The organism is Parasphingorhabdus marina DSM 22363 (assembly GCF_900128895.1).
Lineage (GTDB): Bacteria > Pseudomonadota > Alphaproteobacteria > Sphingomonadales > Sphingomonadaceae > Parasphingorhabdus > Parasphingorhabdus marina.
On sequence record NZ_FSQW01000001.1, the window covers coordinates 1643007 to 1668372 of the forward strand.

The window sequence follows — 25366 nt, forward strand, 5'->3', positions numbered from 1 at the left end:
GCACAAGCTTTTTTGCGAGGCCAGCGGGAGTCGGCTGTCCTGACACAATTCCTGTCAGCGATAGATACTGTCTATCACAAATCATTGTTCTTGACCGCTATCCGGTTCAGACTGTTAGGTCCCGTCAAAAGGGTGTTACAGGAAGATCATATGACAACTGGTGGTTCGGAGACTTTGAACAAGGGCGTGTTTGGCTGGATCGAGCGGACAGGGAACAAGCTCCCCGACCCGGTCTTCCTTTTTTTCTACCTGATTTTGTTTGTGATCGCGCTGTCGGTCATTGCCGACTGGCTGGGCTGGTCCGCGGTTCATCCGGTCGCGATTGATCCGGATACCGGACAATCCCAGGTTATCGCCGCAACGGCCTTGCTGTCGGCAGAGAATATCCAGCGTATCTGGGTCGAGATGCCCAAGACCTTCACGCATTTCCATCCGCTGGGCTATGTGCTGGTCGTCATGCTCGGTGCCGGTGTTGCGGAACGATCCGGGTTGTTCGGCACGGCGATGCGGGCAGGGGTCAGCGGGGCGCCGACCTTCCTGCTTACCCCGATCGTGGCACTGGTGGCGATGATGGGAAATCTGGCCGCCGACGCGGCCTATGTTGTGCTGATCCCGCTGGCAGGCGTCATATTTGCGGCTGCTGGCAGACACCCCATTGCCGGAATCGCGGCAGCTTTTGCCGGAGTATCGGGAGGCTTTTCGGCCAATCTGTTCCCCGGACAGCTGGACGCGTTGCTGTTTGGCATTACCCAGGCCGCCGCAGAAACCGTGTTTCCTGGCTGGGAAGCCAATATTGCCGGCAACTGGTATTTCATTTTTGTCATGACCTTCGTGTTCCTGCCGGTCATCTGGTATGTGACCGACCGGATCATTGAGCCGCGGCTTGGCCATTATTCCGGCCCCCTGAACCCCAGCGATAGCAAGTCCGGTGATGCGGTTTCCGTTGATGATGAGGTGCAAGACCGTCCGCTGGATGAAAAGGAGCGGCGCGGGATGCGCTATGCCGGTCTCGCGGTATTGGGCGTGATTGCCCTTTGGCTGATCATGCTGTTCGGTCCCGGCACCCCGCTGATTAACGAAAGCGCTGCCGCCGAAGCGCAACTGACACCGTTCTACCAGTCACTGGTTGGCGGTTTCTTTCTTCTGTTCCTGCTCGCGGGCTGGGCTTACGGCAAGGGCTTCGGCAATATCAAGACGCATCGCGATCTGGTCGACATGATGAGCGACAGCATGAAGGACATGGCCTATTTCCTGGTACTGGCGTTCATGGTCGCCCATTTTGTCGCCATGTTCGGATGGTCCAACCTCGGTCTGATCACAGCTGTGCACGGCGCTGAGCTTTTGCAGAGCCTGGACATGCCAGCCCCGATATTGCTCGCGCTGGTCGTGATATTTGTCGGTGTGATGAATCTTTTTGTTGGTTCGGCCAGTGCCAAATGGGCATTGCTGGCGCCGATACTTATCCCGATGCTGATGCTGATCGGTGTGAGCGCGGAAACCACTACGGCTGCCTATCGTGTGGGTGACAGTGCGACGAATATCATCACGCCGCTGATGGTTTACTTCCCGCTGATCCTGATTTTCTGCCAGCGCTGGAAAGCCGATTTCGGGATCGGCAATCTGACGGCCATGATGCTGCCCTATGCGCTTTGGCTGCTGGGCGCGGGTCTGGCCCTGATCATGGTCTGGGTGGCATTCGAAATTCCGCTTGGACCGGCAGCACCGGTGTTCGCACCGCCACCTACCAGTTGATCAAAGGCCGTTCGACGCCGGATTATTTGCGATAGTTGAGCGGCGGCTTGCGATCGCCCAGCAGCGATTTGTAGACATAGTCCGGCCCGCGCGCTTCATCAAAAGCCGCTCGTGCTTCGGATCGCAGATCGGGATTGGTGTAGAGCTCAATGGCAGCCAGTGTCATCGCCTTGGCCGCAAGCTCGGTACCCTTGAACCCGATTGACATGCCGCTCGCCGCAGAAGACTGCCAGCTGTGCGCCGAAGTCCCTGGCACCCAGGTCGCGGTCCGGACTCCCACTGTCGGGGTGGCAAAAGATACATCTCCTACATCTGTGGACCCGTAACCCAGCGTCACATCATAGGGCTGGATCATGGCCTGGCTGCCCAGCGCATTTTTCGGTTTGTCAAACCCGGCGTGGATCGTCTCTGCAAATTTTTGTTCCTCAGCACTATAGGTGATCCCGCCCAGCTGCCGCAGTTTGCTGTCCATCATCCGGGCCATCGGTTCATTCACGAGCAGCGGGTTGTTCCCGTGGATCACTTCCCAGTCCACCGTGGTTCCCGTCCCCAGCGCTGCGCCTCTGGCAGCTTCTTCGACCCGTGACCAGATCGCCTCTACACCATCCGGGTCCGGGTGCCGGACATAGTAAAAGACTTCGGCAAAATCCGGCACAACATTGGGAGCGGTCCCGCCTTCGGTGATGACATAATGTATGCGCGAATCCTGCGGCACATGCTCGCGCATCATGTTGACCATCATGTTGAACGCTTCGACCCCGTCCAGTGCGGACCGGGCGCGATCCGGCGCACCCGCGGCATGTGCGGACACACCGCGGAAACGGAATTTGGCAGACCGGTTGGCGAGGGTTGTGCGCGCTGCAGCGGAATTTTCGTCTGCTGCATGCCAGTGGATGGCAAAGTCGACATCATCAAACAGACCTTCCCGGACCATATACACCTTGCCGCTGCCGCCTTCTTCGGCTGGTGTTCCATAGAGCCGGATCCTGCCGGGAGTCCGGGTTTCCTTGAGCCATTTGCGCACGGCAATGGCGGCTTCGACCGAACCGGCAGCAAAAAGGTTATGGCCGCAAGCATGCGATGCGTTTTTCCCGGCTATCGGTGACCGGACGGCCAGAGCATCCTGATTTATGCCGGGCAGGGCATCATATTCCGCCAATATGCCAATGACAGGACCATCGGTTCCGTATTCCGCAACAAATGCTGTGGGAATTCCAGCCACGCCGGATTTGATGGAAAACCCTTGCGCACGCAAATTCTGCTTGAGAAGCTCGCTGGACTTTTCTTCCTGATAGCCGACTTCTGCCAGTTCCCAGATTGTGCGAGCGGTATCAGCCAGTTGCTCATATCTGCCATCGATGCTGGCGAGAATATCCGACTCGGACAATGTGGCTTGTGCCTGTGCGGTGCCTGAAAGCGCCAAAATCGGCAGAACGAGTGCCAGCTTCTTCATAATCTTCCCCTCGTTTTTGATAGCAACCGGATAATTGCCCGATTGGGAGACTGCTGGCAACCGCGACCCTTTCGCTACGTCGCCGGGGGGTCGCGGTGGTCAATTGCAAAAATGCAACTCGCAGGTGCAACATTTCACATTGCAACTTAAATTCAGAAGTTCATGATCCTCAAACCTCTCCCAAGAAGGAACGACCATCATGACCAAATTTCAATCTTTGCTCCTCGGAACCGTGGCTGCAGCAGTCACCGCTTCTTCCGCATTTGCAGCGGATGCTGCACGCAACGAACGCCTCTACGACGCCAATGGCGCAAGCGTTGCCAAGGTGAACCGTGTTGCCGACGATGGCGATGTCATGGTCATCTACAAGGGCAAGGTCATCCGGGTTCAGGCGGAGACACTTTCCAAAACTGACGGCAAGCTGATGACCAGCCTGACCAGGAAAGAATTGCGCCGCATGAAATAACGCGGAAGCAATATCCTCCTCAGGATCAACGAAGCCGGTGCACGTTCCTCCCGTGCGCCGGCTTTTCCTTTTCCCGGTCTTTTGCAGCTGCCAGCTCCTCCGGCGTGTTGATGTTGAGAAATGCCTTGTCTTCTTCCCAGAATACCGTCCTGGCCCCGCATTGTTTTACCAGCCAGTGCAGGGAAGGCGCGCGATCTCCTGTCTCATGTGTATGATGAACCGCGGAGATGATGGCCGGATCCCAGCAGCCGAAAGTCGGATGCAGCCTTTCCTGCCCCTCCGCCACCGTACAGCCGTCGGGACCGGTCAGTCTTGAAATCAGATCCTTGGGGGGGAAGGGGGCATCCACCGGTACCGTGACAAAACGCTCCGCCCCGGGACAGACATCTCTGATTTTCTTCGACAGCGTGTAGATCGCGCCCACCGGGCCGCCCGGGCTATCCGGATCATCAGCAATGAACGGCAGTCCAGTGCCAAAATCTTCCGGAGCGGACAGAATGATCCGGTCGGCCATGTCTTCGTAACGTGCGATTAGCCGGTCGATCAGCCGTTGACCGTCAAACAGAATGGTGGCTTTGGGCCTGCCCATTCGGCGCGATTGACCACCGGCCAGAATGACGAGGCAATGGGGGCTGTCTGATGCGGGCAAACCGAATTCCTGCTGAGTAAGGATTTTATCCTAGTGATGCGGCTTGCGGGCGGCAACAGGCATGAAACGGCATTGCCAGGGAAGGCAGGCACCGGGGGTGCTGGCCATATCGATCAGACCGCAACCGGAAACGCGAACGCCTGGACGGCCAGAAGTATGGCGACAATGCTGCCTCCGGCAATGCGCGCTGCAGATGTCAATTTCGATCGCATGGCCGAAAGCATAGGGTCGCTCAGCCAATTATTCGTGAAATTTCGTGCTGAAGAATCTCTTAACTTCTTCGATCTTCGCTTTCGTCCGGGCTGACTGTTGCGTTGTGGACCGTTAGCCTCTGGGCGCCGGCCGGGGCATCCGAAAAGAGCTCCGGTTCGGTGCCGGTTAGCCAGACCTGTCCGCCCCGGTCGGTCAGCCGCTCGAACAATATTGCGCGTCGTCCCGGATCGAGATGTGCAGCCACTTCGTCCAGAAGCAGGACCGGACGCATGCCACGCTGCTCGCCGATCAGATCGGCATGGGCGAGCACGATCGACAGGAGCAGGGCCTTTTGTTCGCCGGTGGAGCACAATGCTGCAGCCTGGTTCTTGGCCTTGTGAAACACGGTCATGTCGGTGCGATGCGGGCCGAGCAGGGTACGCCCGGCGGCCCTGTCTGCCTGTCGGCCGGCTGCCAGAGCGGCGCGCAGCTGTTCTTCCGTTTGCAAGCCACCATCGTCCAGTATCAGCTCCGCTGCGGCAAACAGACTGTCATCTGCCGTTCCGATCCGTGCATTGAGCGCGGTGGCATTGCGAGATCGGGCCTCGGCGATGGCGCTGCCAAATTCGGCGAGCTGACGGTCGAGGGCATCCAGCCATTCCGGATCGGGAGAAAACTCTTCCGCCAGCAACCGGTTGCGTTCGCGGCGCACGGCTTCATATCGGGCGGTATTTCTGGCGTGACCCGGTTCCAGCGCCGTCACCAGGCGATCGAGAAAATTCCGCCGACCGGCCGCGCCTTCGAGAAACAGCCGATCCATGGCCGGCGTCAGCCACAAGAGCGAAAGCCACTCGCCAAGTTCGTTGGTTGGAACCGGTGCGCCATTGACCCGCGACTTGCGCCGGTCCGGATGTTCGGCGCTGATGCCGGTGCCAAGCCGGGTTTCGCCAATGGTACCGGCCACCGCGAAATCGCCGCCACCTCCGGCCAGTGCGATGTCTCGCAGCGGTGCCCGGCGCAGTCCGCGTCCCGGGGCCAACAGGGAAACCGCTTCCAGAATATTGGTTTTTCCAGCCCCATTTTCCCCGCTGAAGATGATCAGCCCCGGTGAGACGTCCAGTCGCAACTCTGCGTAGTTTCGGAAATTCTGCAATGTCAGCCGGGATATCGTCATGATGCGGGAATTGTCCTAGCCCCGGCCCCGCAGCTTGAGAAGAAAATTCGCGGGATTTTACAGGTTCATTCATTTCTCGTTCAGGAAATGCTAAAAGTTAGGAATATTTCCCACTAATCAGGATTGGATGACATGGCGAAATATGGAAAAATCGCATAAACTGTTGAAATATAAAGATAAATTAAAACTGGCACGGCCTGTGCAATGTATGGGGCAACTTCGCAAACAAAACCGCGAAGACCCAGTTTTGGAAAAGGAAAGAAAAATGATCTCGAATATGTCTCACAATGTCGCCGCCGCTTTTGCCGCTCTTGTTTCCTCCGCCGTCCTGCTCAGCGCGAGCATCGGACCTGCAGTCGACAATGCCGCAAACCTGATCGCCTGATCAGCAAATCTGAACCAGCCAAATTACACCCAAAAGGAAAACTCATGACCCTGAATTTGAAAAACCACTTCGCCGCTGCATTTGCTGCCCTGGCTTCTGCCGCAGTTCTGATCAGCACGAGCATCGCTCCCGCTTTCAACAATGCCGGCTCCATGGTGATCTGATGACCAGCAAGGAAAAACAGACCACCAGCACCCCCCGCAGCTGGCCCACTTCAACCGAAACCAGAAAAGGAAAAAGCAACCCGATGAAAAACGCACTTCGTCTCGACAAGGCCAATGGCAAATTGATGGGCGTATGTTCCGGTCTCGCCAACTGGAGCGGAATTGATGTTACGATCTGGCGGATTGGCTTTGTTGCCGCTGCCCTGTTCGGTATCGGCGCGCCGGTCCTGATTTACATCGCTCTCGGCCTGATCGTCGACTGAACTCCGGTTCAGCCCTTCAAATCATGATATAACATACGGAAAAAGTTATATAAGTTCAGTAGACCGCTCCGATAATAACGTGTAATTGATGATGGCATAGTCCGTCGGACAGATTATCGGAGCGCTGATGTCAGGTCATCACCATCATCACAGTCACCTGTCTCACAGCCATCACGATCGCCATGGCCCGCACGGCCACATGCCCACGGATTTCAGCCGGGCCTTTGCTTTTGGCATAGCTCTCAACATCATCTATATCATTGTCGAAGTTACCTTTGGCATTCTCGCCGGTTCGATGGCGCTCATCGCAGACGCGGGACATAACCTGTCCGATGTACTCGGCCTGGCCGTAGCATGGGCCGGTGCCGAACTGTCCAAACGCCCCCCCAGCAAACAATTTACTTACGGACTGGGTGGCTCTTCCATCCTCGCAGCTCTGCTTAACGGCCTGTTCCTGCTCGTGGCATGCGGTGCGATCGCCTGGGAAGCGATCGAACGGTTCAGGACACCCAGTCCCGTCGCCTCGACAACGGTGATCATTGTGGCTTCGATCGGTATCGTCATCAATTTTGCCACCGCCATGTTGTTCGTCCGCGGACAGAAAGAAGATATCAATATCCGCGGCGCGTTTCTGCACATGATGGCAGATGCCGGCGTTTCGGCTGGTGTCGTCCTTGGCGGCATTGCGATTTTCCTCACTGGTCTGAACTGGATCGATCCGCTGGTCAGTCTCGGGATTGTGGCGTTGATCTTCTGGAGCACCTGGGGCCTGTTGCGGGAAGCGGTACGCATGTCCCTGGCCGGTGTACCGCGCGATATCGATGCCGAGGAAGTCATGAATGCGCTGGCCCAATTGCCCGGTGTGCAAACGGTGCACGATCTTCATATCTGGCCGATGAGCACAAGCGAGAATGCGATGACCGCGCATCTGGTCATTCCTGACGGACATCCGGGCAAGGGATTTCTCGCTGATGTGCAGCGCGACATGAAGGCCCGCTTTGCCATCCACCACATTACCATTCAGATTGAGCTGGAGGATGAGGAATCCGGAGAATGCCAGACGGATTGCCAGTCCTGATCGGGTTTTCGAGCGCGAGCCGTGTCATCCTGCTTCCGAATTCTCCCGTTAACCTGACCCGATAAGCCTCCTGTTAACTTTTGCATAAGCAACTGCTGTTAGATTTCTGTCAGGGATCAGATGCAGGCTGGCCGGGCGATGCGCGCTGGCCACTCAGTCATGCGGGCCCTCAAATGCGGAAAAGCGAGGAAAGTGCTCAAGATGAACGCACGGCCAGATCAGAGGGAATTGGACAAGCAGATGAAGCGTGGGGACGACCGCGTCTCCACCCGGACTGGCGTGGAAATCGAAGCCGAGGTCCGCGAGCCGGGCCTGGGACGGGTACAGGCCATGATCATGGATCTGTCACTGACCGGTTTTCGCATGCGTTGCATGACCCGATTGACCGGAGAAAAGAATATTTTCATGACCCTGCCGTCGTTCAACGCGATTGAAAGCAAGATTTGCTGGATCGAAGGGGACTTTTACGGGTGCGAATTCACCAAGGCCCTGTATCCCGCAGTCTTCGACCATATTGTGACGAAATATCCCCAGTTGAAACAATAACGGTTCGGCTTGCGCCAATCCGGGTATCGCGGCTAGTCGGGTTTCCGGCATGGCACGATCTTCCAAATTGAAAAAAAGTTCCCTGATTTTGACGCTGCTTCTCATCGGCGGGGTCATGCTATGGCAAGGCCTGTTCATGCGCAATGAGGTTCTCCGGATCGATGGCAAATCCATTGCCGTGATTGATGGCGACAGTTTCAAATCGGAAGATGAAGAATATCGCTTGCAGGGTATCGACGCGCCCGAATTTCGGCAGACGTGTACCAGTGGAGAGGGAAGTCCCTGGCCCTGCGGTAGGGCGGCGCGCCAACAGCTCAAGGAAATTCTCGGACGGGGAGTCTGGTCCTGCACTGTCCAGGCGAGGGATCAGTTTGGACGGGCCATTGTCACCTGTCGTGACCGCGAAAACCGGGACTTGGGCTCTTCGCTGGTGCAGTCCGGCCATGCGGTTTCTGGCGGCCGGTTCGATGAAACAACTTATGGAACGGAAGAATCCGAAGCGAAGAAAGCCCGGCGCGGGATCTGGCAGGGTCCGTTTCAGCGACCGGAAGTCTGGCGCGCTGAAAATCCGCGTGGTTCGTGAAGCCTGGGCGTTCAGGTTTCGAGCTGCCCTTTAATGCCCTTTGGGACATCTTTCATTGCGCTGTGCCAGAAACCACCTATGTTCCAACCGGTGCAAAGATATGCACATGCGGGGAGGCAAAGTGCACAGCGAAATCAAACCCAATTGGCTGTCCGAAATCGTGCGGCGTTTTTCGGTATTCATGTACAAGCTGAACGGGTGGAAAGCTGTCCAGGAGAACCCGCCGCCGCGCAAATGTGTGATCATCGCGGCACCACATACCAGCAATTGGGACTTCCTCTATTTTTTCGGACTGACAAACCAGCTGGGCATCAACTCCTACTGGATCGGCAAGGACACATTGTTCAAATGGCCGTTCGGTGACATGATGCGGCGGTTGGGTGGTATTCCGGTCGATCGATCCAAATCCAACAATATGGTCGACGCCATGGTTGAGGAATTCCGCAAACGCGACGATTTCATTTTGACCATTCCCCCGGAAGGCACGCGTGGCAGCGTCAGGCAATGGCGCACGGGCTTCTATTACATCGCCTTGAAGGCCAAGGTGCCGCTGATCATCGGGATGATGGACTATCCCAAGAAAACTGGCGGCCTGGGACCATCGGTGAAGCTGACAGGTGATTACAAGGCGGACATGGCGCGGATCAGCGAGTTCTACCACAGCGTGATCCCGAAATATCCTGACAAAGCAATGCGCGACCTGGTCGCGACGGACGCAGGATCACCGGACGGGAATTCCGGCGAGAACCCATGACTCCCGAACTGTTGATTGCACTGGCTTCCAATTTTGCGCTTCTCGTTGGCCTGATGATCATCCTTTGGCTGATCTCGGTCAAAATCGGAGACGTGTCCTTCATCGACTCCTTTTGGGCTTACGGCATGGCAATCATGGCGGGCGCGTCGATCATGCAAGTGCCAGAGCCGGGCATATTGGCCTGGGTGATCTGGGCACTCACCCTGTTCTGGGGATTGCGTCTGGGCACCTTTCTGTTCCTGCGCTGGCGGAAGGAAGGGGTAGACCCCCGTTATGCCAGAATTCTGGGCCGGGCGACGGACAAGCTGGGCTGGTCTTTCGCAAAGGCCGCCTTTTTCAAGGCCTGGGCCTTGCAAATCCCATTGCTCTTTCTGGTATGCCTGCCCGCGCAGCTCGGCATCCTGCTGGCGGGAGATCAGACAATCGGTCCGGTCGCGTGGGCCGGGATCGCGCTGGCGCTGACCGGCATTCTTTTCGAGACGATTGGCGACATGCAATTGAAGGCTTTTCGCTCTAACCCTGCAAACAAGGGCAAGGTGCTGGACACGGGTCTGTGGCGCTACACCCGGCACCCAAATTATTTCGGTGACTTTTGTGCCTGGTGGGGCATTTGGCTTGTCGCGGCTACCACCGGCTGGCCAGTCTGGGTCGCCGTTGTGGGGCCATTGTTCCTGTCGTTCACGCTGATGAAATGGAGCGGGGCGCCGATGCTCGAAAAATCGCTGCAAAAGACGAAACCCCAATATGCGGACTATATTGCGCGGACTTCAGCATTTTTCCCGCGGCCACCCAGATCGCTGTCGGGAGGGGACAAGGCGGGATGATCAGGGGTGTGCATCATATAGCTATTGGTGTGTCCGATCTCGATCTTGCGCTGGATTTTTATCGCGATGCGCTTGGCTTTGTCGTGGAGCAGGAATCGACGATCTCCGCCGATCACAAGAAAGCAGGTGAGGCGGTGGGCATTCCGGGGTTTGAAGCCCGCATGGCGATGCTTGTGACCGGTAATATCCGGATTGAGCTGTGGCAATATTCCCGGCCCAACCAAGGAGACAGGCGTTCGGAACCGCAGGATCTGGGCTATCCTCATTTTGCGCTGGAGGTTGAAGATATCACCGCCGAATGCGCGCGCCTGTCACTGGCGGGCATGACATTTGTCGGGCCGCCAGTGGATTTCGGAACCCTCAAGGCTGTCTACGGGCGCGATCCGTTCGGGAATATCATCGAGCTGCTGGAGACAGTCGAATAGCCAGAATCAGGCCGCCTTGGCCAGGATCTTGCTTTCGATGATCTGGGCAAACACGTCGCTGTCCTGGGCACCCGGTACCATGAATTTCTTGTTGAAGATAAAGGCTGGCACGCCCGTGATGAAGCGATCCTGCCACTCCGCTTCCACCGCCCGAACCTCGGGAGCAAACATCCCGGTTTCCAGAATATTGGCAGCGCGTTCCGCGCTCAGACCAACAGATTTGGCAATATCTACCAGCGTTTCATGGTCGCTCACGTCCTGACCGTCGGTAAAATGGGCCTTGAACAGAGCGAGTTTCAATTCAGTCTGCTTGCCGGTCTCGCCAGCCCAGTGGAGCAGTCGGTGCGCATCAAACGTGTTCACCATGCGCATGTTCTCCCGATACTGGAACTCGAAATCCAGATCACTCCCCGCATCACGGAGACGATCGCGGTTCGCCTTGCTCTGTTCGGGCGTAGCGCCATATTTCTGGGCCATATGCTCGTTGATGTCCTGACCTTCCGGCGGCATCCCCGGGTTGAGTTCAAAGGCATGCCAGGCAAGCTCGAATCGGGCCTTGCCTTCGAAACGTTGCATTGCCTGCTCCAGTTTCTTGAACCCGATGATACACCAGGGACAGACCACGTCAGAGACAATATCTACGGTGACGACCGGGGTTTCTGACATGGGTATTTCCTTTATATTGGAGTTGCGAAGTGCTCAGGCTTTTTCGAGAGTACATTGCAGCGGGTGCTGGTTCTTGCGGGCAAAGTCCATGACTTGCGTGACTTTGGTTTCCGCCACTTCGTAGCTGAATGTGCCGCACACACCGACGCCTTTTTGATGGACATGCAGCATGACCCGTGTCGCTTCGTCGATATCCATCTTGAAAAAGCGTTTCAGGACCAGAACCACAAATTCCATCGGCGTGTAATCGTCGTTCAACAGCAGGACCTTGTAGGGACTCGGCTTCTTGGTTTTGACCCGCGTTTTTGTGGCAATACCGAGATCCGTATCATCACCATCGCCATTGCCTGGGCTATCCGGATTTTCCGGCGAATCATCATCGCCCGCCGCCAGAATGGCCAGAGCCAGATCGGAGGCGGTTGTTGCGGTTACCGGAAAGAGAATCTCTGAGTCACTCATGTCGAAAAGAATATGGTATTTTTGCCGCCGAGGGCAAGTGGTCCTTTGATCAGTCAGGGCCGAATATCGACAAATTGCCGTCCGTCCCAACAAAAAGGGCCGCTCCCGGCAGGAGCGACCCCTTTTGGTTCATCCTGTAAAAAGCTTAAGCAGCCTTTTTCAGTTCCTTGCGGATGTCGCTGACACGATCAGCGATCGGCTGATACGCCTTGCCGGCGATCTTGGTCACAGCATCGGCATTGCTGGAGGTCTGGTCCATGACGCGGTCAAGGTTGCTGCGCATGTAGTCAGCCTGCTTTTCAAAGAAGTCCCGCGGCGTTGCTACACTGAACAGGTCTTTCAGAACACGGCTGGCTTCGGTAAGGTTTTCCCGGGTGTACTTGACGTTGGTCTTGCCCAGTTCCTGTGCACCCTTGGCAGCGATCTTGCCGCTTTCTACCAGTGCTTCGACATTTTCGCGATTGAATTCAACGGCGGTTTTCGAAACTTCGGTTGCGCGTTCGGCGGCATCCTTGGCACGTTCCTGGGCGGTCGCAGCGAGCTCTTCAATGCGAGCGCGGATTTTTGCGGTTACGTCCTGGTTGGTCTTCTTTGCAGTTGCAGTTTTTTTCGGTGCAGCCTTCTTGGCAGCAGTTTTCTTTGCAGTAGCCATTTTCTTCGTTCCTTTTTTCAATTTCGGTTTCGCGGCAGTTTTGGTGGCGGCTTTTTTCGGCGCGGCCTTCTTCGCTGTCGCTTTCTTTGCTGCAGGCTTCTTTGCAGCGGGTTTTGAAGCCTTTTTCACGGGAGCGGCAGGTTTGGCAGTGGTCACTGCCGGCGCTGCTGCCTTTTTGGTGACAACCGGTTCCGCTTTGGTCTCGGTCGTCTTTACAGGTTCTGCCGACGCAGCTGCGGCATAGGCAGCTTCAGCAGAAAGCGTAGCCGGCCGTTTTGCGGCAGGCTGGGTTTCGGATACTGGGTTGTTCGTGTCGGCCATAAGAGCTTCCATTTGTTTGTTGCAGTGCACAAATAAGGGAGGCAGGGCGCGATGTCAAGGATAAATGTTGCAGTGCACAATAAAATTTGAAATTCAGATAAACATAACAAATACAGATATATAATTGGAAATATACTGTCATATCGAGCAGAAAAATGCTGCAGAAGCCCAATTCATGCACCGCATCAAAGTCAGGCAGTGGCCTTGATGCGGTGAGTGGTCAATCAACCGTCCAGTTGTTCCAGTTCCTGTCAGACCCATCGCGCAGTGGTTGCGACTGATAGCAAGGCGAAAGCGATGATACTGATCTGGGATGCGGCCTTCACATTCCATCCTATCGGTTTCGCAACAGCGTTGAATTTCGCTTCATATTCCGGATGCTCGGTCCCCATCCAGCGATCCCACCATGTAAAGTAGAGTCCGAAATTGCTGTGACCCTGACTGTGGTGCAGATCATGATGCGTGGTCGTTGTGATCCAGCCCAGCGGACCGCGTGTCCATCCGGCGGGGAAAAGCTCGACGCCGGAATGCCCCATGACATTGCGGATGATCATGTGTGCAAGGAACAGGAAAATGGCAAACGGATACATGCCTCCGGCCAAAACCGACACGATCAGCAGATATACAGGTACAAATGCAGCTTCCGCCACAGCTTCAAAGGACGAGAAGCTGTACGCTGACCAGGGCGTCGGGGTCCGCGACTTGTGGTGGTGCAGATGGGAAAAGCGGAACATCGTTTTGGTGTGGAGCCAGCGATGCATCCAGTAAAAATAGGCATCATGTGCCACAATCATGGCCAGCAGCTGGAGGACAAATAACGGCCAGATGATTTCTCCAGCGGTGATGGTGACCCATCCTGCCGCCTCCATGAGCACGGTGGATATCGTGGTCAGTCCGAAGACAAGCACCGTCCGCATCGATGAAAAGAACTCTCGCTTGTAGTCCGCAATGCCGGCTCGCCTTGACTGGATCCGCCGCGCATCGCTCCATTTACGAAATATCCAGAGGAGCAGGGACAACACTCCTGCGGCAATCAGATATCGCCCGAGATCAAAAGTAAAGGCTCCGATCATATGGTCGACAATTGCATCAATAAGGTCCGGCATATTTCTCTCCATCAGTCTTGTGGCCTATGTGATGGCAAGACAGTGGTGCATTGGCCGGGACAATTCTCCTCAATGTCAAAAAAGGCTGTGCAATTTCGAAAAGGATCATGTTTTTTCAGTTTTGATCAATGGTACTTTTGCGGAAATCACTAGGTGTCTGGCCGGTTTCGTAACGGAACGCGCGATTGAACGGGGCGAGCGATCCATAGCCTAGATCCATCGCGATTGTCAGAATGGGCACATCCACCAAATCGCGATCTGCCAATTTGGTCTTCGCTTCCCGGATTCGATAGCCGTTCAGAAAGGAGGAGAAGTTGCGATGGCCGAGTTTGCGATTGATCAGAGCCCGCAGGCGATGTTCGGGGGTGTCCAGATATTCGGCGAGCATCTGAATGGTCAGGGATGAAGTTCGATATTGTCCTGCTTCCATCGCTGACATCAATTTATCATGCAGCACAGTTTCAGACGGCGAGAAATGGTTTGCAGGCACAGAAACCTGCTCAGCAGCCGGCTTTTCTGACAATATCTCGTTGTCGACGCGGAGCAGTGAAAGCGCCGCGCCCATAACCAGCGTCAGAATCAAGGTGGCGTTGATTGAAGAAATGACAGGATATCCATCTACGGCACCAAACAGAATTTCATAGGTCAGAACTCCACCGACCTGGAGCCCGACAAATAGTGGCAGGAACATCCGGATTTTGCGGCGCTTCTCGACAAGATCATCTGCGCGACCGACCAGTGCGATCAGGATCAGATGAATGACCATTGCCAGCGAGACAAAATGGATCGCGTAAAATGTAAACCATTGAAGATGGGGCAAGATGTGAGCGACGATCCAGAACAGTGCAAGCAGCAAGGGCGCCAGGAAAAGCGGTTTGGCAATTTGTCGTTCAAACAACCGATGTGCAAAAAGCCATATCCAGAATGTTGTGGAAATCGATAATCCGTCGACAAAAGTCCGGTAAGGTTCCGACAAATGCATGGTTGTAGATGAATTGACCAGATAGCCGGTCGCGCCAATCATCAATCCGATCGCTGTCCATTTCAAACCGGGCCGGGTGGCACTTGTCAGAAGCAGGATGATCATCGTGAACAGGCCGCCAATGGCAAGCAACCGCAAGAGCGTATCCAGTTGTTCAAAAACCGTCAGGTTCAAAATGGCTGCCTTCCCTGTTTAATGCCATGCTAGTGATTACCGTCGCCATCGCAATGGCTATTTGATGGCTCGGGCTATCGATTTTTTGGCGAGAATTATATGGTCTCGATGGATTGACCGTGTAACAACAAGCGCATGCTCCGCGAATATGCCCCATGCCCGGTTTGAAACATCCCCGCTTGCAATCCATTGCCACTGCTGTCCCCGACCATCGCATCAGTCAGGCAGAGGTTCTCGCCATTCTGGCTCGCGCCCGCGGCGCAGCCCTGCCAGCCCGGCTGGAGCAAATCCTCGGCAATTCGGGAATTGACCAGCGCTATCTGGCATGTGAGCCGGACTATTATCTCGAACAGCGTAGCTGGCCCGACCGCGCGGCATGTTATGATCGCGTTGGCCGGACACTCGCAGAACAGGTTGCGGCTGAAGCAATGGATCGCGCCCGTATGACCCCCGCTGACATTGATGCCATCGTCATGATTTCCACAACCGGTACAATGACCCCCTCCATTCCCAGCCGCATGATCGAGACCATGGGCTTCCCTTCTTCCACTCGGACGGTTCCGGTTTTTGGCTATGGCTGTGCCGGTGGCGTTCTGGGACTGCGACTGGCCTCTGATCTGGCCAATGGCGGAGAAGGTCAGAATATCCTGCTTGTTTCTCTTGAGCTCTGCAGCCTGTCTTATGACTACAGCCAGTTTGACAAGAAAAACATGATCGCCACGGCCTTGTTCGCGGACGGCTGTGCTGCCGCGGTGATCAGCGGCCGTCCGGATTGCAAGCCTGGTCCGGCCTTCCGCGGCTTTGAACAGAAAACCTGGCCCGACACACGCGATATGATGGGCTGGGAAATCGGTCAGACCGGTTTTGATCTGGTTCTCGCCCGCGATATCCCGACGTTTGTTGCCCGCGATTTCGCCCCGTTTTGCGACCGGTTCCTTGAAGAGCAAGGCCTCGCAATGGCAGACCTTTCCGAGCCAGCCTGCCATCCCGGTGGCGGACGGGTGGTTGATGCGCTGGAAAATTATTTCGCCCCGGAAATTGCAGCTATCACCGCAACAAGAAGCGTTTTGGAAAGATATGGCAACATGTCGTCACCCACCGTGCTGTTCGTTCTCGAGCATTTGTTGCGTGGCAAACCGGACCGGCCAGTTTTGCTGACGGCTCTGGGCCCTGGTTTCACTTCGGCCCTCGCCATTCTCGACCCGAGGGAGGATTAATGGAACAGATCGGCACGATCTTCAGCACGTCTCCCACGCTGGTCACCTGGATACTCATCTACATTGTCGCGCAGCGACTGGCGGAGCTGGTTTACGCCAACCGCAATACGCGGCGCCTGCTGGCGGAAGGCGGCGAGGAATTCGGAGCTGACCATTATCACTGGTTCATTCTGCTCCATGGCTCCTGGCTGGCGGTGATCTTCCTGATGGTCGATCCGCTGCGCCCAATCGCGCCGCTGATGCTGGCGCTCTTTGTCGGAACCCAGATCCTCCGGGTCTGGACGCTGGCAAGCATCGGCAGATGGTGGACCACCCGGATCATCTCTGCTCCCCATTTCGACCTTGTGAAACGCGGCCCCTATCAATTCCTCTCGCACCCCAACTATACCGTCGTTGTCCTGGAAATCGCCATTGTCCCGCTAATGCTGGGATTGCCGTGGGTGGCACTGTTTTTCTCCATCCTCAACGCCCTGCTTTTGCGTCACCGGATCGGAGTGGAAAATGCCGTGTTGCAAGGTCGCGGAGATAATGCCTGACCGGATCTTGTAATTGACTAAAAGTCCAATAATCGTCATTATGCTCGCGAAGAATCAGAGCGCGAGGGTCAATATGGCAGGCGGTCCATCCACGGAATTGCAATCCTATCAAAACCGGCACCTGCCTGAACAGGCTGGAATTGCTAGGTTTATCGAAAAATGGGCCGGGATTCCGCTCAACTTTGTCGAAGCCATCGGGTCCTGGATAATCGTCAGGCCGATGAACGCGGCTTTGCGGCAATTGGACGGACTGTCTTACAAGCTGGAAGGGACCCTGCTGAAACGCATATTGCAGCATTCGCTTTTTCCCGTCATCATGATTGCCGGGTTTTTCATTGGTCTCACAGCTACCGAGGCGGGCGCGTCGACAGAGTCGATCACAACGCTGGCGCTCATCCCTGTTGTCATTGGCCTGATCGTGGCACCGCTGGAACGGCTGTTGCCCTATAGTCGTAACTGGCTGGAAGGCGGTAATGACAGCTCGGTCGACCTGATGATGTTCATTTCCGGTGCATTCTGGAACGGCTTTGCCAAATATCTGATCCAGGTCCTTTTCCTGGTCGGCATGATCGAGATGCTGGAATCCTATGGCCATGGCCTTTGGCCCGGTCACCTGCCGATCGTGGTGCAGGTGTTCCTGTTCATCCTGATCAAGGATTTCTTCCGCTACTGGCTGCATCGCGCCCTGCATGAAGTGCCGTTTCTGTGGCGCTTTCACGCGGCGCATCATTCGGTCAAGCGCCTCTACTGGCTGAACGGCATCCGCAGTCATCCGGTGGAAGTTGTGGGGCAGGCGATCCTGTTTGCCTTTCCCTATGCGTTGCTGCAACCATCGGCCGAAATCGCCATGATCGCGATTCTCATGCAGCTGACCATCGGTATTTTCCAGCACGCCAATATCGACCTCAAACTGGGCTTCTGGGAATATATATTCTCGATCGGCGATAATCATCGCTACCACCATTATCCCGACAAAAAGGTTGGTGACTCCAACTATGGCGGCGAGTTCATCCTGTTCGATATCCTGTTCGGCACCTTCCACAAGGTGAAGGGCGAACGCCCCCACGACCGCATCGGCATCGGCACCGCGCCCAATTATCCGATGACCATGGCGGGGCTGTATATCGCGCCGTTCCTCCCGGACCAGAAGGTGTTCGGACCGGAAGGGGAGCCTGAGACCGAGGACGGAATTCCCGTGGAAGCGGAACTGGGCGAACTCCGGTCGCAAGGGTGACAAAGGTGACACTGTGTCAACCTGATGGAAGAGCGGCGTTGCGGCCACTAACTATCTGAAAATCAGCAAAAACATATCGTGGCACCAGGCCAATGCGCAGGGTGACAGTCTTGCGAAACAAAATACTCACAACATTCCTGAATGCAAAATTTCAAAGAGCCGGAGCCGGAATTCTGACGGAGAAAGGGCGAGTAGGAAAGGGGGTCTTTCGTCTCGCCGGCGGGAGTGTCGCGGCTGAGTATCGGGATATCCCAAAATTGCAGATCACGCGAAGACGCGAAGGCGCCAGGAGTGGGAGTCACGCAAGGACCCATGCGCGTCATGCTGAACTTGATTCAGCATCCATTTCTCCGTTCACACTACTGTTCATGATTGCACCATGGATCCTGAGCCGAAGGCCACCGAAGGTAAACGAGTTCAGGATGACGGAAAGGGCAAAGGAGGGATTTGGCAATAGCCTGATTTCTGCGCTAGACTCATCCCCATGAAACTCACTCCCTATTCCGAAGGCTGCGGCATGGTCGTGGGCGATGTCCAGCTGGCGGAGATTGATAATGCCGCGCTCGCCGATCTGAAGGCCGCCTTTGTCGAGCACGGCCTGCTCTTCTTTCGCGACCAGGATCTGCCGCCTGAAGAGCATCACCGGTTCGCGACCCGTTTTGGCGACATCGTGCTCAACAAGTTCTTCAAGCCCTCCGACGCCCATCCGGAAATTGCCGAGGTTCGCAAGACCAAAGACCAGCAGATGAATATCGGCGGCGGCTGGCACACCGATCACAGCTATGACGCGGAACCTGCGCTCGGCTCGATCCTGGTTGCCCGCACGCTGCCCGACAGCGGTGGCGACACCCGCTTCGCCAATCTGGCGGCGGCCTATGATGCGCTGTCCGATGGCCTCAAGCGGACGCTGGAAGGGCTGCGCGCGATCCACAGCAACCGGCATATTTATGGCGAGGATGGCTATTACCGCAAAACCGATCTGGCGCAGACGCTCGGCGGCATGGACCGGGTCGGCGACGCCATCCATCCTGCCGTCATCCGCCACCCCGAAAGCGGGCGCAAGATCCTCTACGTCAATCCGGGCCATACGATCGGCTTCGAAGACTGGACGCGGGAAGAGAGTTTCGCGCTGCTGAATCATCTTTACAAGCATGTCGACCAGCCCGCATTCACCTGCCAGTTCGCATGGCAACCCGGCTCGGTCGCCTTCTGGGACAATCGCAGCACCTGGCATTTTGCCAATAATGACTATCCGGGCCAGGAGCGTCTGATGCACCGGATCACGCTAGCCGGTGGAGCGTTGGCGGGGGTTTGAGTGCCTCAATAGCGAGCGTTTGTACTTGTGGACTGGCGGCCTATAGTGATGGTCTGGGACCAGGGAGCAGAAACATGTCAAAACTCGCAGCCATTGTCATCGGCCTGATCGCGGTATTGCATCTTTATATTGCCTGGTTTGAAATCTTCGCCTGGACCACCAGGGGGCCGGTGGTTTTTTCCAGTTTTCCCGTCGACCTGTTCGAACCCACAAAGGCCATGGCCGCCAATCAGGGGATTTATAACAGCTTTCTGGCGGCGGGTTTGATCTGGTCACTGTTTATCAAGGACACATTGTGGCGGCGCAATGTTGCGACCTGCTTCCTGCTGTTTGTCGCCGTCGCCGGATTATTCGGTGCAGTCACTGTCGCCCCGCGCATAGCGGTCGTACAGACATTGCCGGCGGTCGTGGGCCTTGTGCTGGTCTGGTTGTCTTGGGGACGAAAGGGCTGATCGCACGATTTGGGCGTGACTCATCGCGGTCAATATGCTGTGAACCCCATCCCATGCAAACTTACCCTACTTCAAGGACACCCGAACGCCGCGCGGACTTTATTGTTCATGCCATCGGATTGCTGCTGATCCTGCTCGCCGGTGCGGCGCTCATGGTGCGGGCGACGGATCACGGCCCGGCGGTGATTGCGGCGATCGCAGTCTATGTGATCGGCGCATTGTTCTCGCACATCATTTCAATGTTCTACCATCTGTCGCCCTATCACAACCAGCGCCTGATGCTGCGGCGGATCGATCATGCCGCGATTTATCTGACGATAGCGGGGACGTTTACGCCCTTGTTCGTGATGGCGGATACCGAGTTCAGCCTGTTCCTGCTGGCCATCATCTGGGCGCTGGCCTTTCCGGCGATGCTGTTCAAGATGTTCGGCAAGGGCCTGGACTCGCGCTGGTCGATGGCCTCCTATCTGGGCATGGGATGGATGGGTCTGATCGGTGTGCCCGAACTGATGGACCATTTGCCGCCGCTATCCCTGTGGGCCATGCTGGCGGGCGGCCTGTTCTATTCCCTCGGCGCGATCGTCTACGCCCGCAAGACGCTGCCCTTCCGCTATTCGATCTGGCACGGTTTCGTCATGTTCGGCGGCGCGAGTTTCTTCGTTTCGATCTGGGCGGGGCTGGTTGGGTAGATGGAACAGTCCGCTTTGGGCGCAAAAGCGGAAGTCGGGAAACGTACCAAACTGAGACAGGCTGGATAGATCTTCTGAGATTTGAATTGGAAACTTGTTGTTAACTTGTTAGCTGACCGTGGGATTGATCAAAAGCACAAGGAAGTAATAATTTCTTGTCGCTTGGCAAATACAGAGCCACAAAAGGGAAAATTATGAGAAAAACTCTTCTGATTTCTACCGCCATCGCGATGCTTGCTGCCCCCGGTTGCGCAAATGCAGCGATAGTGATGAAATCTCTCGACATTACTGGTTCAGACTTTTCGTTGCGCTTCGGTAATGGATCCGTTGCTCCAGCGGATCCGTTTTCAGTCGTATTTTCTGTCACATTTGATAACAGCTCAGATGTTAATAGGACAACCAATGGACTGAACATAATTTCGTCGACTCTGCCCTACTCAGCAGAATATGCCTACAACAGTTCCAGAGATGTTCTGACTCTCGCTACGGATGTGACAGACGACGGTAGTTGTCTCGGCTCAGCAAACAGTTTCTGCATTTTCGTCAACAACTTTTCGACTGCACCGAACGCCAGTTTCTTTAACCAAGTCACCGGCGGGAATGGCGGTCCCGGAATTTGGGTGGCGAATAGAATCTCCACGTCTGCAGTTCCAGAACCGGCCACATGGGCATTCATGATCTTTGGTTTCGGTGCTATTGGCGGCGCGATGCGGCGTCAGCGTAAAACCACTTTGAAAGTCAACTACACATAGTATCCGGCCAAAACGTTTACCCAAAAGCCCTGCCAGATCGCTCTAACAGGGCTTTTGTTTGCGCGCCAATGTCCGCTTTCGGGATAATGCTGCCATAGTCGCTGCTGCTCATTTTGGGACCGGATTCCACTATTCCGGTTTTCCAACATATTCCTCCCAAATTGCGGTTATGCCGTGCTATTCCCGTCACCATGCCCGATCTGACCGATATTCTCGCACGGCTGTTTGCCAATACGCCCGCGATGGTCTTCAGCACTTTGGGTATGGCCGGGTTGATCGGCGCCGCAGGCCTGGCCTTTCGCGCATTGCGGCTGATCAACGGTGTCAGTGTCGGCGGCACGATAGTCCGTTGGCAAAAGCGGACCTCTGACGGAACCGTTTCCTATGCGCCTATTGTTCGTTTTCGGACTGGTCCAGCGGACGAGTATGAAGTGCAAAGTTCCACTGTTTTTGAAGATGAGCCGGGCGAGGTCGATCTGCCGGTCACCATAAGATATGATCCTCACAACCCCGAGCGCGCGGATATCGAGGGACGGCATCATCCCTGGCGGCCGGTAATGGCATTCACGGTTTTGGCGTTGGGTGCCTTGGCCGTGGGCTGGCAGGCGGGTGGCTATGCTGAAACCGATGGTGCGGATGTTGATGACGAGCTAAGTGCGCCCTGACTTTCGCTTTCGGGGTTATGTGGCCACCGGCAATCGCCGGATTTCCTTCCCCGGTCACCCCTTGACCCTCAAACGAATCCCCGCTAAGGGCCGCGCTTCTGTTGTTGCGGGTCGCACTCGGCGCAGCGGAAAACTGACATAGGCAAAACACTGGGCCGCCTTCGGGCGCCAGAGTAACCCTAGTTTATCTAGTATTATAAGGTGAAGACTTTATGCCAACGATTAATCAGCTCGTCCGTAAAGGGCGGGTGCCCCAGAAGACGAAGTCCAAGGTTCCGGCAATGGAAGCCAACCCGCAGAAGCGCGGCGTTTGCACCCGTGTCTATACCACGACTCCCAAGAAACCAAACTCCGCTCTCAGAAAGGTTGCCAAGGTTCGCCTGACCAACCAGCGCGAAGTCATCAGCTATATTCCCGGTGAAGGCCACAACCTTCAGGAGCATAGCGTGGTGCTGATCCGCGGCGGCCGTGTGCGCGACCTTCCCGGTGTGCGTTACCACGTCCTGCGCGGCGTTCTCGATACCCAGGGTGTCAAGGACCGCAAGCAGAGCCGTTCCAAATATGGCGCCAAGCGTCCGAAATAAGATCAGATACGGAGTTATAGAAAATGGCACGTCGTCGTCGTCCCGAGAAACGGGTTATCCTTCCTGATCCCAAGTTCAAGGACCAGGTTCTTTCGAAATTCATGAACAACCTCATGCTCGACGGGAAAAAATCCGTCGCGGAGAAAATCGTCTACGGTGCGCTGGACAGCGTCGAAGCCAAGGCGAAGAAAGATCCGCTGCAGCTGTTCCATGATGCGCTGAACAATATCAAGCCGGGCATCGAGGTCCGCAGCCGCCGTGTCGGTGGTGCGACCTATCAGGTTCCCGTTGAAGTGCGTCCCGAGCGTGCCCAGGCACTGGCCATCCGCTGGATGATCTCTGCCGCCCGCTCGCGCAGTGAAACCACCATGGCAGCGCGTCTGTCCGGTGAGATTCTCGACGCTTCCAACAATCGCGGCAACGCGGTGAAGAAGCGGGAAGATGCGCACAAGATGGCCGAAGCCAACCGGGCCTTCGCGCATTATCGCTGGTAGTATTTCCGAACGAGCCGGGGTTTGTTGCTCCGGCTCTTTCAAACGTAGCAATTGAAACCAATCAAGGCTGGTCAAAACCGGCCATATTAACTATAGGGCGGCCAGATTTTGGTTCCCCTTCACACTGGAGTAAAGACTATGGCACGCAGCCATCCGCTCGAACGCTATCGCAATATCGGCATCATGGCCCATATTGATGCCGGGAAAACGACCACCACGGAACGTATCCTTTATTATACCGGCAAGTCCTACAAGATCGGCGAAGTGCATGATGGCGCGGCGACGATGGACTGGATGGAGCAGGAGCAGGAGCGGGGTATCACCATTACTTCTGCTGCGACCACTTGTTTCTGGAACAGCGAAGACCGCCAGGGTCCCGAGCACCGGATCAACATCATTGACACGCCGGGTCACGTGGACTTCACCATTGAAGTCGAACGCAGCTTGCGTGTACTCGACGGCGCGGTTGCCTGTTTCGACGGCGTGGCCGGCGTGGAGCCGCAGTCCGAAACCGTCTGGCGTCAGGCGGACAAATATAAAGTGCCGCGGATGTGCTTCATCAACAAGCTCGACCGGACCGGCGCCGACTTCAAGTTCTGCGTGAATTCGATCATCGAGCGTCTCGGTGCGACCCCGGCTGTTCTGTATCTGCCGATCGGCATTGAAGCCGACCTGGTCGGTCTCGTTGACCTGATCAACGAGCGTTCGATCACCTGGAAGAACGAAGATCTCGGCGCCGAATATACCTATGGCGAAATCCCCGAAGACATGGCGGAAGAAGCTGCGGAATATCGCGAGAAGCTGATCGAACTGGCTATCGAGCAGGACGACGAGGCGATGGAAGCCTATTTCGAAGGCAACATGCCCGATGCGGCAACGCTCAAGGCACTGATCCGCAAGGGTACGTTGAACCAGAGCTTCGTTCCGGTTCTCTGTGGCTCGGCGTTCAAGAACAAGGGTGTGCAGCCTTTGCTCGACGCGGTTGTCGACTTCATGCCGAGTCCGCTCGACGTTCCGGCGATCAAGGGCGTTCTGCCTGACAGCGACGAAGAAGCCTCGCGTCCGTCTTCGGATGACGAGCCCTTCTCTGCGCTCGCCTTCAAGGTCATGAACGACCCGTTTGTCGGTTCACTGACCTTCTGCCGCATCTATTCCGGCAAGCTGGAAAAAGGCACGCTGCTCAACTCGGTCAAGGACAAGAAAGAGAAAGTCGGCCGTATTCTGGAAATGCACTCCAATGACCGGAAGGACATTGACGAGGCATTTGCAGGCGACATTGTCGCGCTTGCCGGCATGAAGGAAACCACCACTGGCGATACGCTGTGTGATGCGTCCAACCCGATCATTCTGGAACGGATGGAATTCCCGGATCCGGTTATCGAGCTTTCGGTGGAACCGAAGACCAAGGCCGACCAGGAGAAAATGGGCGTCGCCCTCAATCGTCTGGCAGCCGAGGATCCTTCGTTCCGCGTGACGACTGACCATGAAAGCGGTCAGACGATCATCAAGGGCATGGGCGAATTGCACCTCGACATCCTGGTCGATCGCATGAAGCGTGAATTCAAGGTCGAAGCCAATGTCGGTGCGCCGCAGGTGGCCTATCGCGAAGCCCTCGGCAAGCCGGTCGACACGGACTATACGCATAAGAAACAGTCCGGTGGTTCCGGTCAGTTCGCGCGGATCAAGTTTGAAGTCACGCCGGGCGAGCGCGGTGCGGGCATCACCTTTGAAGACGAAATCAAGGGCGGTAACATTCCGAAGGAATATATCCCGTCTGTTGAAAAGGGCATGCGCGAAACCGCGGAAACCGGTTCGCTGATCGGCTTCCCGATCATCGACTTCCATATCCGGGTCTATGACGGCGCCTATCATGACGTTGACTCTTCGGCACTGGCTTTCGAAATCGCGGCACGTGCCGCGATGCGGGAAGCGGCGCAGAAGTCCGGCATCAAATTGCTTGAACCGATCATGAAGGTCGAAGTGATCACGCCGGAAGACTATCTTGGTGACGTGATCGGTGACCTCAACAGTCGCCGTGGTCAGATCCAGGGTACCGACACCCGCGGTATCGCCCAGGCAGTCGATGCCATGGTGCCGCTGGCCAACATGTTCGGCTATGTGAATGAACTGCGTTCGTTCACCCAGGGTCGCGCGCAATATTCGATGCAATTCTCTCACTATGAGGAAGTGCCGAACAATGTTGCCACCGAGCTGAAGGAGAAGATGGCCTAAGGCCGGATTTCTTTTTGAAATAACTTGCGCTTCCTTTTGCGCGACGGGCAAAAAAAGCCGGATGCGCAAAAGGGTGTTGACAGATTTGGATAGTCTCGCCAAAGCGCGGCACAGACTATCAAGACGAT

At 55.9% G+C, this 25366-nt stretch carries 28 protein-coding genes and 1 pseudogene; 21 read left to right on the forward strand and 8 right to left on the reverse strand.

All coding sequences use genetic code 11. The features are described from left to right. Window positions 1–150: 150 nt before the first annotated feature. Window positions 151–1752 (forward strand): AbgT family transporter, encoded by a 1602-nt coding sequence (locus tag BUQ90_RS08085; protein ID WP_074204500.1) that lies wholly within the window; start codon window positions 151–153, stop codon window positions 1750–1752. A 22-nt stretch (window positions 1753–1774) separates the two neighbouring features. Here the strand turns inward: BUQ90_RS08085 and BUQ90_RS08090 are convergent, their stop codons facing one another. Next, window positions 1775–3205, reverse strand: a complete 1431-nt coding sequence (locus BUQ90_RS08090; RefSeq protein ID WP_074204501.1) for an amidohydrolase — start codon at window positions 3203–3205, stop codon at window positions 1775–1777. 199 nt (window positions 3206–3404) lie between these two features. Here BUQ90_RS08090 and BUQ90_RS08095 point away from each other — a divergent pair, with 199 nt between their 5' ends. Continuing rightward, on the forward strand, window positions 3405–3671 hold the full coding sequence (locus tag BUQ90_RS08095; RefSeq protein ID WP_074204502.1) for a hypothetical protein: 267 nt from the start codon (window positions 3405–3407) through the stop codon (window positions 3669–3671). Between the two features lie 25 nt (window positions 3672–3696). Here BUQ90_RS08095 and mobA read toward each other — a convergent pair whose 3' ends face one another. Together mobA and recF are read right to left on the reverse strand one after the other, a co-directional pair. Beyond that, window positions 3697–4320 carry a molybdenum cofactor guanylyltransferase gene (gene mobA / locus BUQ90_RS08100; RefSeq protein ID WP_143182761.1) on the reverse strand — a complete coding sequence of 208 codons (624 nt, stop codon included), beginning with the start codon at window positions 4318–4320 and terminating at the stop codon, window positions 3697–3699. 271 nt (window positions 4321–4591) lie between these two features. Continuing rightward, complete coding sequence (gene recF, locus BUQ90_RS08105; protein ID WP_074204504.1) at window positions 4592–5686, reverse strand: DNA replication/repair protein RecF; 1095 nt, start codon at window positions 5684–5686, stop codon at window positions 4592–4594. A 142-nt stretch (window positions 5687–5828) separates the two neighbouring features. On the opposite strand from recF, the gene BUQ90_RS08110 reads away from it, so the two are divergent. The 8 genes from BUQ90_RS08110 (at window position 5829) to BUQ90_RS08145 (ending at window position 10708) form a co-directional block, all read left to right on the forward strand. Next, window positions 5829–6071, forward strand: a complete 243-nt coding sequence (locus BUQ90_RS08110; protein ID WP_074204505.1) for a hypothetical protein — start codon at window positions 5829–5831, stop codon at window positions 6069–6071. Between the two features lie 247 nt (window positions 6072–6318). Then, window positions 6319–6498 (forward strand): PspC domain-containing protein, encoded by a 180-nt coding sequence (locus BUQ90_RS08115; RefSeq protein WP_074204987.1) that lies wholly within the window; start codon window positions 6319–6321, stop codon window positions 6496–6498. Window positions 6499–6625: 127 nt separating this feature from the next. Then, entirely contained in the window at window positions 6626–7576 is a 951-nt protein-coding gene (locus BUQ90_RS08120; protein WP_074204506.1) for a cation diffusion facilitator family transporter, read from the forward strand. Between the two features lie 201 nt (window positions 7577–7777). Next, complete coding sequence (locus BUQ90_RS08125) at window positions 7778–8122, forward strand: PilZ domain-containing protein (RefSeq protein ID WP_074204507.1); 345 nt, start codon at window positions 7778–7780, stop codon at window positions 8120–8122. A 67-nt stretch (window positions 8123–8189) separates the two neighbouring features. Then, window positions 8190–8705 (forward strand): thermonuclease family protein, encoded by a 516-nt coding sequence (locus BUQ90_RS08130; protein ID WP_159437068.1) that lies wholly within the window; start codon window positions 8190–8192, stop codon window positions 8703–8705. Window positions 8706–8811: 106 nt separating this feature from the next. Continuing rightward, window positions 8812–9459: a lysophospholipid acyltransferase family protein gene (locus tag BUQ90_RS08135; RefSeq protein WP_074204508.1), complete on the forward strand. Its 648-nt coding sequence runs from the start codon at window positions 8812–8814 to the stop codon at window positions 9457–9459. Beyond that, on the forward strand, window positions 9456–10283 hold the full coding sequence (locus tag BUQ90_RS08140) for a DUF1295 domain-containing protein (RefSeq protein ID WP_074204509.1): 828 nt from the start codon (window positions 9456–9458) through the stop codon (window positions 10281–10283). The genes BUQ90_RS08135 and BUQ90_RS08140 overlap by 4 nt, the downstream gene beginning before the upstream one ends. Then, window positions 10280–10708: a VOC family protein gene (locus BUQ90_RS08145; RefSeq protein WP_074204510.1), complete on the forward strand. Its 429-nt coding sequence runs from the start codon at window positions 10280–10282 to the stop codon at window positions 10706–10708. The genes BUQ90_RS08140 and BUQ90_RS08145 overlap by 4 nt, the downstream gene beginning before the upstream one ends. A 6-nt stretch (window positions 10709–10714) precedes the next feature. On the opposite strand, the gene BUQ90_RS08150 is transcribed toward BUQ90_RS08145, so the two are convergent. The 5 genes from BUQ90_RS08150 to BUQ90_RS08170 all read right to left on the reverse strand — a co-directional run bounded on the left by BUQ90_RS08150 (window position 10715) and on the right by BUQ90_RS08170 (window position 15068). Further along, on the reverse strand, window positions 10715–11374 hold the full coding sequence (locus tag BUQ90_RS08150) for a DsbA family oxidoreductase (RefSeq protein WP_074204511.1): 660 nt from the start codon (window positions 11372–11374) through the stop codon (window positions 10715–10717). 33 nt (window positions 11375–11407) lie between these two features. Continuing rightward, window positions 11408–11833, reverse strand: coding sequence for an ATP-dependent Clp protease adapter ClpS (gene clpS, locus BUQ90_RS08155; RefSeq protein ID WP_084192570.1), 426 nt, complete (start codon window positions 11831–11833; stop codon window positions 11408–11410). Between the two features lie 145 nt (window positions 11834–11978). Then, a complete protein-coding gene (locus BUQ90_RS17685; RefSeq protein ID WP_074204990.1) occupies window positions 11979–12806 on the reverse strand; it encodes a phasin family protein in 828 nt (275 codons plus the stop codon). Between the two features lie 251 nt (window positions 12807–13057). Continuing rightward, entirely contained in the window at window positions 13058–13912 is an 855-nt protein-coding gene (locus BUQ90_RS08165) for a sterol desaturase family protein (protein ID WP_074204512.1), read from the reverse strand. Window positions 13913–14027: 115 nt separating this feature from the next. Then, on the reverse strand, window positions 14028–15068 hold the full coding sequence (locus tag BUQ90_RS08170; RefSeq protein WP_074204513.1) for an AraC family transcriptional regulator: 1041 nt from the start codon (window positions 15066–15068) through the stop codon (window positions 14028–14030). A gap of 155 nt (window positions 15069–15223) precedes the next feature. Between BUQ90_RS08170 and BUQ90_RS08175 the strand changes: the two genes are divergently transcribed. From BUQ90_RS08175 to fusA, 11 genes and pseudogenes are all read left to right on the forward strand, one after another. Then, window positions 15224–16285, forward strand: coding sequence for a type III polyketide synthase (locus tag BUQ90_RS08175; protein WP_074204514.1), 1062 nt, complete (start codon window positions 15224–15226; stop codon window positions 16283–16285). Then, the gene (locus tag BUQ90_RS08180; RefSeq protein ID WP_074204515.1) at window positions 16285–16821 is read left to right on the forward strand and encodes an isoprenylcysteine carboxyl methyltransferase family protein; all 537 of its coding nucleotides are present in this window, start codon (window positions 16285–16287) and stop codon (window positions 16819–16821) included. The genes BUQ90_RS08175 and BUQ90_RS08180 overlap by 1 nt, the downstream gene beginning before the upstream one ends. Window positions 16822–16834: 13 nt before the next feature. Further along, window positions 16835–18055: a sterol desaturase family protein gene (locus tag BUQ90_RS08185; RefSeq protein ID WP_159437069.1), complete on the forward strand. Its 1221-nt coding sequence runs from the start codon at window positions 16835–16837 to the stop codon at window positions 18053–18055. 484 nt (window positions 18056–18539) lie between these two features. Then, window positions 18540–19370, forward strand: coding sequence for a TauD/TfdA dioxygenase family protein (locus tag BUQ90_RS08195; RefSeq protein ID WP_074204518.1), 831 nt, complete (start codon window positions 18540–18542; stop codon window positions 19368–19370). Between the two features lie 74 nt (window positions 19371–19444). Next, window positions 19445–19822: a DUF1304 domain-containing protein gene (locus tag BUQ90_RS08200; RefSeq protein ID WP_074204519.1), complete on the forward strand. Its 378-nt coding sequence runs from the start codon at window positions 19445–19447 to the stop codon at window positions 19820–19822. Window positions 19823–19875: 53 nt separating this feature from the next. Then, window positions 19876–20511: a PAQR family membrane homeostasis protein TrhA gene (gene trhA, locus BUQ90_RS08205; RefSeq protein WP_074204520.1), complete on the forward strand. Its 636-nt coding sequence runs from the start codon at window positions 19876–19878 to the stop codon at window positions 20509–20511. Between the two features lie 635 nt (window positions 20512–21146). Continuing rightward, window positions 21147–21263 (forward strand): annotated as a pseudogene (locus BUQ90_RS17980) (PEPxxWA-CTERM sorting domain-containing protein); the annotation flags it as partial. A gap of 191 nt (window positions 21264–21454) precedes the next feature. After that, window positions 21455–21928, forward strand: coding sequence for a DUF3592 domain-containing protein (locus BUQ90_RS08215; protein ID WP_074204522.1), 474 nt, complete (start codon window positions 21455–21457; stop codon window positions 21926–21928). A 212-nt stretch (window positions 21929–22140) separates the two neighbouring features. Then, a complete protein-coding gene (rpsL, locus tag BUQ90_RS08220) occupies window positions 22141–22512 on the forward strand; it encodes a 30S ribosomal protein S12 (protein WP_067198316.1) in 372 nt (123 codons plus the stop codon). Window positions 22513–22535: 23 nt separating this feature from the next. Further along, complete coding sequence (rpsG, locus tag BUQ90_RS08225) at window positions 22536–23006, forward strand: 30S ribosomal protein S7 (protein ID WP_074204523.1); 471 nt, start codon at window positions 22536–22538, stop codon at window positions 23004–23006. A gap of 138 nt (window positions 23007–23144) precedes the next feature. Further along, entirely contained in the window at window positions 23145–25238 is a 2094-nt protein-coding gene (gene fusA, locus BUQ90_RS08230; RefSeq protein WP_074204524.1) for an elongation factor G, read from the forward strand. Window positions 25239–25366: the final 128 nt, after the last annotated feature.